The 1,271-nt window shown below is 43.1% G+C and carries 1 protein-coding gene; it reads right to left on the reverse strand.

Annotated elements, in window-relative coordinates:
* Nucleotides 1-37 precede the first annotated feature (37 nt).
* A protein-coding gene (locus C8N47_RS18595; RefSeq protein WP_107824079.1) for an IS3 family transposase occupies nt 38-1,215 on the reverse strand; the annotation gives its coding sequence in 2 pieces (ribosomal slippage) (nt 38-957 and nt 957-1,215; 1,179 coding nt in all).
* Nucleotides 1,216-1,271: the final 56 nt, after the last annotated feature.

A 1,271-nucleotide genomic window follows, 5' to 3' on the forward strand; every position in this document is an offset into this window, starting at 1 on the left:
TGGATATGCAACAAAAAACTGTACGGCTAGTTAAGCGCTACGCTGCTATTCTTTGATTATTATTTAGTTGTTCAAATTCGATTATTGTTTTGTACCCTAAAGCCGAGTGCCTTCTTCGTTTGTTGTACCAGGTTTCGATCCATCGAAACAAGGTTAACTTGGCTTGTTCCTGATCGAGGAAGCTCCGTTGATAGACCAACTCAACTTTTATCGTTTTAAAGAAGCTTTCGGCCACAGCATTGTCCCAGCAGTTGCCTTTTCTGCTCATACTTCGGCTAAGCAACTTCTCACGTTCCAGAAGATTGGTAAAAGCATTGCAGGCATACTGGACACCACGGTCTGAGTGAAAGATTAGTTCATTGGTAATCGGACGATTCTTTACGGCCATCCTCCATGCTGGAATACTCGTTTCTTCCGCACTTAAGCCTTTGCTCATGGCCCAGCCAATCACCTTACGATCAAATAAATCAATAATGACAGTCAGGTACATCCAACCTTTATTTGTTCTGATATAGGTGATATCGGAAACCCAAACTTTTGCCGGAGCCGCAACCGAAAAATCCTGATTTAACAGGTTGGGAGCAATTGGGTATTTGTGTCTGGAGTCGGTTGTCGCTTTGAACTTTCGTTTCCGCTTGGCTTGTAGCCCTGCTGCGGTCATAATTCGAGCCGTGCGCGGACGTGAAACTGTGTACCCTAAAGAACGGAGTTCCTCGGTCATCCGTGGGCTTCCATAGCTTTGACCACTATCCTGAAAGATCCGTTTAATTTCCACCAATAATTTTTGGTTTTCATTCCAACGGTTTGACTCTCCGTTCTGAAGCCAGTGGTAATAACCGCTTTTGCTTATTTTGAATACTTTACACATCATCTCAATAGAAAATCGATTGCGGTGATCACTTATAAATTGGTAGATTTCCCATCGTTCACGGAGAAGATGCTGATTGCCTTTTTTAAAATATCCCGTTCCATTTTGGCTTCTCGAAGCTCTTTTTGCAAGCGAGCATTTTCGCGTTCCAGATCCGTCATCTTTGGGATTCCGTGTCCCGGAAAACTATTGTCTTTGTACTGACTAAATTCCTTCCGCCACCGGTAAAGCAACCCTCGATCGATTCCGAGTTCATCAGCGATCTCACTCGCGTTCCCTCGGGCATACGATAATTCGACTGCCTTTCTCTTAAATTCTTTGTCAAACTTCTTTCTCATAGGACTCATAATATAGGTAAATAAATTATACTTAACCTACCGTCCAGTCAAATGTAGCAGTTCCA

The organism is Mangrovibacterium marinum (assembly GCF_003046625.1).
Lineage (GTDB): Bacteria > Bacteroidota > Bacteroidia > Bacteroidales > Prolixibacteraceae > Mangrovibacterium > Mangrovibacterium marinum.